Source organism: Streptomyces bikiniensis (assembly GCF_000716625.1).
GTDB lineage: Bacteria > Actinomycetota > Actinomycetes > Streptomycetales > Streptomycetaceae > Streptomyces > Streptomyces bikiniensis.
Map to the genome: position 1 here is coordinate 1 of NZ_JNXJ01000086.1, position 8,522 is coordinate 8,522.

An 8,522-nucleotide genomic window follows, 5' to 3' on the forward strand; every position below is an offset into this window, starting at 1 on the left:
GGAGACGGTTCTCTTGGTCGAAAACCCATCTACCAGGGGTTTCGTCATGCTGTCAGGTCAACCGGCAAGCTCGCAAAGCAGGTTGAGAAACCCTCACTGATTCTTGTACGTGAGTACTCATTGGACTGCTCAGGTGCAATCGCCAAAAGCGGTCGCTCCGGCGCGAGGTTCAGAATGTCGCCGACCCGAACGAATGGAACACCCTCCCCCTCATCCACGTATTTCGGCACCAACACGCCGTATGAGGGACGAGCCGACAGCAACCTGCCGACCCTCGTCGTTTCAGTTGACGGACCGGCGCTAAAGGCTTCGGAGAGTACGGCGTTACGTCGTTCGCTCAGCAACTCGATTAGTCGCTGTTGCTCCTCGATGAGCGCATCGATGCGGGCCGTCTCGCGGTCGAGATAGTCGGCGATGGCACGCTGGCGGGCAGCGCTCCACTCCGGTACCTCCATCCTGTTAAGCGCCCTCACGTCGATCCGAGAAAAGCCCGAGGTATCTGGATCGTTCCCGCCGATACCGCCCATGTACTTCGTCATCTCGGATGACGCATAGTGGGACCGGAGCAAGTAGACGAGATACCGGGCGTCGGCTGTGTCTCGTGGCCTCACCACGAGGTAGTCAGGACTGACCATGCCAGCAACCGGCGCAACCCCCAAGGCACCACGATATGCATTGAACCGATTTAGCACGAGGTCGCCCGGGCGACAAGCTTTATACTTTGAGAATTCGTCGGCGCGTGGCGGTGAGTCAGCAATCTGACTTCGCGGCACAACTCCATGGGTCTGAGAGACCGCCAGTAGTTCGGACGGACGGTCACCCACACGTTCATCGACCTCGTCCCAAGCAGTGCCGAGTCGCGTACTCACGCCTCCACCTCCCGCAACAAATTGAGGATCTTCGCGACCTGCTTCTCCAAGTCCGCGTCGATCTCAGCGAGGGGCCGGGGCGGAACGTACTTGTAAAAGTGCCGCGTGAACGGGATCTCGTACCCCGTCTTGGTCTTGGCCCAGTCGATCCAGGCGTCGGGAACGTGCGGCTTCACCTCCGCGTCGAAGTACTCCTGAATAACTTCGCGCTCCGCTGCCGCGCCAGCGGTCGAGCCGCCGTAGGTGAAGGGCACGTTCTCGGTGTCCCGCTTCTTCGAATCGGGCTTCGGGTCACCCTTGCGGTTGACGACAGGATTCCCATCCTCGTCCAGCAGAGGACGCTCAACGGTGACCGTCCAGTAGCCGAACTCATCGTTGCGCAGGACCTTGGAGAACTCAGGATCAGCGTCTTCGAAGTCGTCATACAGCCGCACGACCTCGGCCCGGTCCGCGTCACTGATCTCGCGTCCCTTGGCTCCGAGGTTCTTGCGCATCTTTGTCCAGAACGACGTGCCGTCGATCAGTTGCACCTTGCCCCGGCGATCGGGGTGCTTGGTGTTGTCCAGGATCCAGATGTAGGTGGCGATGCCGGTGTTGAAGAACATGTTGGTCGGCAGGGCGACGATCGCCTCGACGAGGTCGTTCTCCAGCAGCCACCGTCGAATGTTGGAAGGGCCGGATTCGGCGGCGCCATTGAAGAGCGGAGAGCCGTTCATGACGATGCCGACGCGGCCGCCACCATCCTCGGGTGCGCGCATCTTGTGGACCAGGTGGAGCAGGAAGAGCATTTGCCCGTCGGACGTTGCGGGGAGACCCGGTGCGAAGCGGCCGTAGGGGCCGGCGGAGTCTCGCTCCTCCTTGATCGCCTTGGCGTACTGCTTCCAGTCCACGCCATAGGGTGGATTGGACATGCAGTAGTCGAACTGGCGGCCCTTGAAGGCATCGTCGGTGAGCGTGTTGCCGAAGGCGATGTTGGTCGCGTCATGGCCCTTGGCGAGCAAGTCGGACTTGCAGATGGCGTACGACTGCGGGTTGTACTCCTGGCCATAGAGGCTCAGTTTCGCGTCGGGGTTCTCGGCGAGCAGATGCTCCTCTGCCAGGGAGAGCATGCCACCGGTGCCGGCGGTGGGGTCGTACAGCGATCGGATGATGCCGCCCTCGGTGAGGTCGACGTCCTTCTCCGCAAAGAGCAGGTCGACCAGCAGCCGGATCGCATCGCGCGGCGTGTAATGGTCGCCGGAGGTTTCGTTCGCTGCCTCGTTGAACTTGCGGATGATGTATTCGAAGGCGTCACCCATGTCGGAGTTCGACACCACATCAGGGTGGAGGTCGACCTTGCCGAAGGACTTGACGATCTCCCGTAGGAGCCCAGCCTTCTCCAGAGCCAGGATCTCATTCTTGAAGTCGAAGTACTCGAACACGTCCACATCGCTGGAGAACCGGTCGATGTAGTCGGCCAGGTTATCTGCCAGCCCGTCCGCGTCGGCCAACAGGTTCGCGAACGAGTAGTTGGAGGTGTTGTAGAAGGTCCGTCCGGTGGCCTTCTTAACCTCGACCTTGAGCCGGTTCGGGTTCTCGTGCTTCGCAGCCAGCTCCCGTACCACCGCGCGGTCCGGCTCGAGTACACAGTCGAGCCGTCGCAGGATCGTGAACGGGAGGACCACTGTCCCGTACTGGTTGGGGCGATAGGGGCCCCGAAGTTGGTCAGCGATAGACCAGATGAAGCTACCGAGCGCGCTCACAAGTTCCTCACGAGAATCGTCTAGCAGTGCCGATCACTTTGCCAGAGCCAGCAGTCGCCGTCCCACGGTTCAGCCACTCACCAGAGCAGAACCCAGCACCGGCACCACATCCACGTCCCAGCACAATCTCAGCACGGTACGGATGACCAGGGATGACGACAGGTGACGAGGGGTCAGCTATCTCAGCACCATCCCAGCACGGGAAAAATCAAGGGCCCGACCCCGAAGAGCCGAGCCCTCCCTGACCTGCACGTTTGCCAGATCAGCGACGTAGTGGTATATCACCCGCTACACATTGAAGCGGAACTCCACCACGTCCCCGTCCTGCATCACGTACTCCTTGCCCTCCATGCGGGCCTTGCCGGCCGCGCGGGCTTCGGCGACCGAGCCCGTGGCGACGAGGTCGGTGAAGGAGATGACCTCGGCCTTGATGAAGCCCTTCTGGAAGTCGGTGTGGATGACGCCGGCCGCCTCGGGGGCCGTGGCGCCCTTCTTGATCGTCCAGGCGCGGGACTCCTTGGGGCCGGCCGTCAGGTAGGTCTGGAGGCCGAGGGTGTCGAAGCCGACGCGGGCGAGGGTGGCGAGGCCGGGCTCCTCGGCGCCGACGGACTGGAGGAGCTCCATGGCGTCCTCCTCGTCCAGCTCCGCGAGGTCCTGCTCCAGCTTGGCGTTCAGGAAGATCGCCTCCGCCGGGGCCACCAGCGCGCTCTGCTCCGCCTTGAACGCGTCGTCCGTCAGCTCGTCCTCGTCCACGTTGAAGACGTAGAGGAACGGCTTCGTGGTCAGCAGGTGCAGGTCGTGGAGGAGCTCCGCCTTCTCCGAGCCCTGGACGATCCCCTGCGAGAAGAGGGTGTCGCCCTTCTCCAGGATCGCCTGCGCCGCCTCGACCGCGGCGACCTTCGGCGCCACGTCCTTCTTGATCCTGGCCTCCTTCTGGAGGCGCGGCAGGACCTTCTCGATCGTCTGGAGGTCCGCGAGGATCAGCTCCGTGTTGATCGTCTCGATGTCGTCCTTCGGCGAGACCTTGCCGTCGACGTGCACGACGTTCTCGTCCTTGAAGGCGCGGATGACCTGGCAGATCGCGTCCGACTCGCGGATGTTCGCCAGGAACTTGTTGCCCAGGCCCTCACCCTCGCTCGCGCCGCGCACGATGCCCGCGATGTCGACGAAGTCGACCGTCGCCGGGAGGACGCGCTGCGAGCCGAAGATCTCCGCGAGCTTGGTCAGGCGGGCGTCCGGGACGCCGACGACGCCGACGTTCGGCTCGATCGTGGCGAACGGGTAGTTGGCCGCCAGCACGTCGTTCTTGGTCAGGGCGTTGAACAGGGTCGACTTGCCGACATTCGGCAGACCGACGATTCCGATCGTGAGCGACACGGTGGCGACTTCCTGAAGTGTGGATGGTGGGCCGATCCCCCAGTTTACGGGCGGGCCGAACCGGCCGGTGACGTCGCCCTCCGGCCGTTCTCGGGGGCAAGGTCACCCAAAGGGCGTGTCCCGGACCCGGTTCCCGCCCCCTCCCGACCTACGTTGGTCGGGTGGAGCAGCACAGGACAAGTCAGCCCCAGGGGCGCCGACGGCCGAAATCGCCCGTTTCACCGGCCGCCGCCCCACCCCCCGCCGCGCCCGCCGCACCCTCCGGCCCGCCCGTGGAGGGCGCCGCCGTGTACCGCGTGACCGGCAGAGCCCCCCGTACCCCCGGCGGCGCCCGCGTCGAGCGGGCCCCGGCACCGGGCACCCCGGGCCGTACGGCCGGTAGTGCCGTCCGCCGTGCCGCCGGTCGCGCTCCCGGGCGCACGGCCGCCCCCGGCCGCCGGCCCGGCAGCCGATCCGTGCCCCCTGTCGTCCTCGCCCTGCGGCGGCTGCCCGCCCCCCGGCTCACCGGGCTCGGCGCCGGGCTCTTCGCCTCCGCCGTCATGCTGGTGATCGGCTTCCTCGACCTGCTGCTCCTCGACGGCTCCCCCGTCGCCTACGGGCTGCTGTTCCTGCCGGTCAGCGCCCTGACCGCGCTCTGGGTCCGTACCGCCGACCTGGTCACCGCCCCCATCGGCGTCCCCATCGCCTTCGCCGTCGGCGTCCTCCCCATCGCGGGCGGCACGGGCGGCCTCGGCGGCCAGGCCATGGCCGTCGTGACCGCCCTCGCCGTACACGCCGGATGGCTGTACGGCGGCACCCTGGTCGCCGGCATCATCGCCAGCGTCCGGAAGGTACGGGACATGGGGCGCCGGCAGCAGCACACCCGGGCCACCACAGGGGCGGCCGCTCCCCTCGCCGGAAGCGCCGAGGTCGCCAAGACCGCGAAGGGCGCGAAGGGCGCGAAGGGCGCCAAAGCCGCCAAGGCCCGGTGATCCCGTGCCCCCTGCGCCCCTGTGCCCCTGTGCCCCTGTGACCTCGTGATCCCGTGATCCGGTGAAACCCCTCGGGGCTCCCGCCGTACCGGATCCCCGGCCCCTGTCCCGCCCCGCCCTACCCCGCCCCGCCCCTACGCCCTTCCCGCCGCCGCCATCGCCGCGCCCACGATCCCCGCGTCGTTCTGCAGCTCCGCCGGGACGATCTCCGCCCTGATGCCCTCGATCAGCGGCAGGAACTTGTCCGCCTTGCGGCTGACGCCGCCGCCGATGATGAAGAGCTCCGGCGAGAACAGCATCTCCACGTGCGCGAGGTACTTCTGCACCCGCTTGGTCGCCCAGTGCTCCCAGCTCAGGTCCTCGTCCTCCTTGGCCTTCGTCGAGGCCCGCTTCTCCGCGTCGTGGCCCTTGAGCTCCAGGTGGCCCAGCTCCGTGTTCGGTACGAGCCGGCCGTCCACGAAGAGGGCCGAGCCGATGCCCGTGCCCAGGGTCAGCACGATCACCGTGCCCTTGCGGCCCCGGCCCGCGCCGAAGGTCATCTCCGCGATCCCGGCCGCGTCCGCGTCGTTCAGGACGGTCACGGGGAGGCCCCCGATCCGCGGGCCGACGAGCGCGCCCGCGTCGACGCCGATCCAGGACTTGTCCACGTTGGCGGCCGTACGGATCGTGGAGCCCGTCACCACGCCGGGGAAGGTGATCCCGACCGGCCCCGTCCAGCCGAAGTGCGCCACGACCTCCGCGACGCAGCCCGCCACACCGTCGGGTGTGGCGGGCTGCGGGGTCAGTACCTTGTGGCGCTCCTCGGTGAGCGTGCCGCGCTCCAGGTCCACGGGAGCGCCCTTGATGCCCGAGCCGCCGATGTCCACTCCGAAGACGTTCATGGACCCACCGTAAGGGCTGGGGCGCCCCGTTACTCCTCGACCGGGGCCCCGGCCGCGTCGTCACTTCTCGACCGGGGCCCTCCCGGCCGCGTCGTCACTTCTCGGCCGGCTCCTCCGCGCCGAGCCGCTCCGCCACGGCCCGCAGGTCCTTGTCGCGGAGCTCCTTCGGGAGCGAGAAGGTCAGGGACTCGTCGGCCGTCTTGACGATCTCGACGTCCGCGTAGCCGCGCTCGGCCAGCCACTCCAGGACCTCCTGCACCAGGACGTCCGGGACGGAGGCGCCGGAGGAGAGGCCGACGCTGCTCACGCCCTCCAGCCAGGCCTCGTCGATCTCGCTCGCGAAGTCCACCAGGTACGCGGCGGGCACGCCGGCCTGCTTGGCGACCTCGACCATGCGGATCGAGTTCGAGGAGTTCTTCGAGCCGACGACGATCACCAGCTCGGCCTGGCCGGCCAGCTCCTTGATCGCGGTCTGGCGGTTCTGCGTGGCGTAGCAGATGTCGTCCGACGGCGGGGAGACCAGCTGCGGGAACTTCTCCTTCAGCGCGTCGACCGTCTCCATCGTCTCGCTCACCGACAGCGTCGTCTGGGAGAGCCAGACGACCCGGGAGGGGTCGCGGACCTCGACCTTGGCGACGTCCTCGGGCCCGTCGACCAGCTGGATGTGGTCCGGGGCCTCGCCGGAGGTGCCGATGACCTCCTCGTGGCCCTCGTGGCCGATGAGGAGGATGTCGAAGTCCTCCTTGGCGAAGCGCACGGCCTCCTTGTGGACCTTGGTCACCAGCGGGCAGGTCGCGTCGATGGTCGCGAGCCGGCCCCGGCGCGCCTCCTCGTGGACGCTCGGGGCGACGCCGTGCGCGGAGAACATCACGATGTTGCCCGGCGGCACCTCGGTCGCCTGGTCGACGAAGATCGCGCCCTTCCGCTCCAGGGTCTGGACGACGTACTTGTTGTGGACGATCTCGTGCCGTACGTAGATCGGGGCCCCGTACTGCTCCAGGGCCTTCTCCACCGCGATCACGGCACGGTCCACGCCCGCGCAGTAGCCGCGGGGGGCGGCGAGCAGGACACGCTTCGGGCGGTTCGTCGCGGAGGCGGAATCGGGCGTCGACGCGGGCGTTGCAGTCATGCGTCCCATCGTAAGGCCGCCTCCCCGTGCCCCCGCGTCGCCGTGTCCCACCGGGGAACCCCGCGCCGCCGCACACCCGCGTCCCCCACCACCACCGCCGCGTCGCTCAGCGATTCCTCCGCCCCCGTGGCCGAAACTGGCCCCATGGCCGAGGAATCGCAGGTGGCGGCGGGCGGAAACGACGGCGGTGGCGGCAGCGACGGCGGTGGCGGTGCGGACCACACGGGGCTCCGACGGAACCTCGGGTTCCGTGACCTGGTCGTCTACGGGCTGCTCTTCATCGCGCCCATGGCACCGGTCGGCGTCTTCGGCACGCTCGACGCCAAGTCGCACGGCGCAGTCGCGCTCGTGTACGTGGTGGCGACGGTCGCCATGGCGTTCACGGCGTTCAGCTACGCCCAGATGGTGCGGGTCGCGCCCCAGGCCGGGTCGGTCTTCACGTACGCGCGCAAGGGCCTCGGGGAGGGGCCGGGCTTCGTCGCCGGGTGGATGGCGATGCTCGACTACCTGCTGATCCCCGCCGTCGCCTACCTCTTCGCCGGCATCGCCATGGAGGCGCTGGTCCCGGAGGTCGACCGGTGGGTGTGGACCGGGATCGCCGTCGTCCTCACCACCCTGCTCAACCTGTGGGGCGTGCGGGCGGCGGCCCGCGTCGGTTTCGCGGTGCTCGCGATGGAGATCGCCGTCCTGCTCGTCTTCGTCGTGTCGGCGGTGGTGGTGCTCGTACGGGACGGGGCGCAGCGGGACTGGTGGTCGCCGCTGACCGGCGACGCGTCGTTCTCGCTCGCGGCGGTGCTCGGCGCGGTCTCGGTCGCCGTCCTCTCCTACCTGGGCTTCGACGCCATCGCCTCCTTCGCGGAGGAGGTCACGGGCGGCTCCGCGAAGGTGGCGCGGGCGCTGCTGTTCTGCCTGGCCCTCGCCGGTGTGCTCTTCGTGGCCCAGACCTGGCTGGTGGCGCTGCTCGAACCGGTCTCCTCCGCCGAGTTGGCCGCCGACCCCGGCAAGCAGGGCTCCGCCTTCTACGACGCCGTGGACGCCTCGGTCGGCGACTGGCTGCACGATCTGGTGGCCGTCTCCAAGGCGATCGGCGCTGCCTTCGCGGCGCTCGCCGGACAGGCGGCCGGCGGGCGGCTGCTCTTCGCGATGGGCCGCGACCGGCGGCTGCCGCACCTACTGGCCCGTACGGACGGGGGCGTGCCGCGCGTGGCGCTGCTCGTGTCCGCCACGGTGACGATGGTCGCGGCGGTGTGGGCGGCCCGGCGGGACGACGGCCTCGACCACCTGGTGTCGGTGGTCGACGTCGGCGCGCTCACCGCCTTCGTCCTGCTGCACGCGAGCGTGGTGGGCTGGTTCGCCGTACGGAGGGCGGAGGGGCCGCCGGACGTGCTCAAGCACGTGGTGGTGCCGGTCCTCGGCGCGGCGATCCTGGTCGCGGTGATCGTCGAGGCCTCGGTCGAGGCCCAGGTGGTGGGCGTGGTCTGGCTGGGCGTGGGCCTGGTGGTCCTCGCCGTCCAGGGGGCGAAGCGGACGCGGTGAGCACGGGCGGGGCCGTA

General features: G+C 68.4%; 7 protein-coding genes. 2 read left to right on the plus strand and 5 right to left on the minus strand.

Annotated features, from left to right (window positions below; translation table 11 throughout):
• Positions 1-44: 44 nt before the first annotated feature.
• The 3 genes from OO47_RS34325 to ychF form a co-directional block, all read right to left on the minus strand.
• A complete protein-coding gene (locus OO47_RS34325; RefSeq protein ID WP_158708747.1) occupies positions 45-869 on the minus strand; it encodes a restriction endonuclease subunit S domain-containing protein in 825 nt (274 codons plus the stop codon).
• Positions 866-2,611: an HsdM family class I SAM-dependent methyltransferase gene (locus OO47_RS32560; RefSeq protein WP_030223336.1), complete on the minus strand. Its 1,746-nt coding sequence runs from the start codon at positions 2,609-2,611 to the stop codon at positions 866-868. The genes OO47_RS34325 and OO47_RS32560 overlap by 4 nt, the downstream gene beginning before the upstream one ends.
• 288 nt (positions 2,612-2,899) lie before the next feature.
• The gene (gene ychF, locus OO47_RS32565; protein ID WP_030223334.1) at positions 2,900-3,988 is read right to left on the minus strand and encodes a redox-regulated ATPase YchF; all 1,089 of its coding nucleotides are present in this window, start codon (positions 3,986-3,988) and stop codon (positions 2,900-2,902) included.
• Positions 3,989-4,443: 455 nt separating this feature from the next.
• Between ychF and OO47_RS32570 the strand changes: the two genes are divergently transcribed.
• The gene (locus tag OO47_RS32570) at positions 4,444-4,959 is read left to right on the plus strand and encodes a DUF6542 domain-containing protein (protein WP_234323384.1); all 516 of its coding nucleotides are present in this window, start codon (positions 4,444-4,446) and stop codon (positions 4,957-4,959) included.
• A 134-nt stretch (positions 4,960-5,093) separates the two neighbouring features.
• Here OO47_RS32570 and ppgK read toward each other — a convergent pair whose 3' ends face one another.
• Together ppgK and OO47_RS32580 are read right to left on the minus strand one after the other, a co-directional pair.
• Entirely contained in the window at positions 5,094-5,840 is a 747-nt protein-coding gene (gene ppgK, locus OO47_RS32575; RefSeq protein ID WP_030223329.1) for a polyphosphate--glucose phosphotransferase, read from the minus strand.
• A gap of 94 nt (positions 5,841-5,934) precedes the next feature.
• Positions 5,935-6,978, minus strand: a complete 1,044-nt coding sequence (locus tag OO47_RS32580) for a 4-hydroxy-3-methylbut-2-enyl diphosphate reductase (protein ID WP_030223327.1) — start codon at positions 6,976-6,978, stop codon at positions 5,935-5,937.
• A gap of 135 nt (positions 6,979-7,113) precedes the next feature.
• Between OO47_RS32580 and OO47_RS32585 the strand changes: the two genes are divergently transcribed.
• Entirely contained in the window at positions 7,114-8,505 is a 1,392-nt protein-coding gene (locus OO47_RS32585) for an APC family permease (protein WP_037665305.1), read from the plus strand.
• The last annotated feature ends 17 nt before the right edge of the window (positions 8,506-8,522 follow it).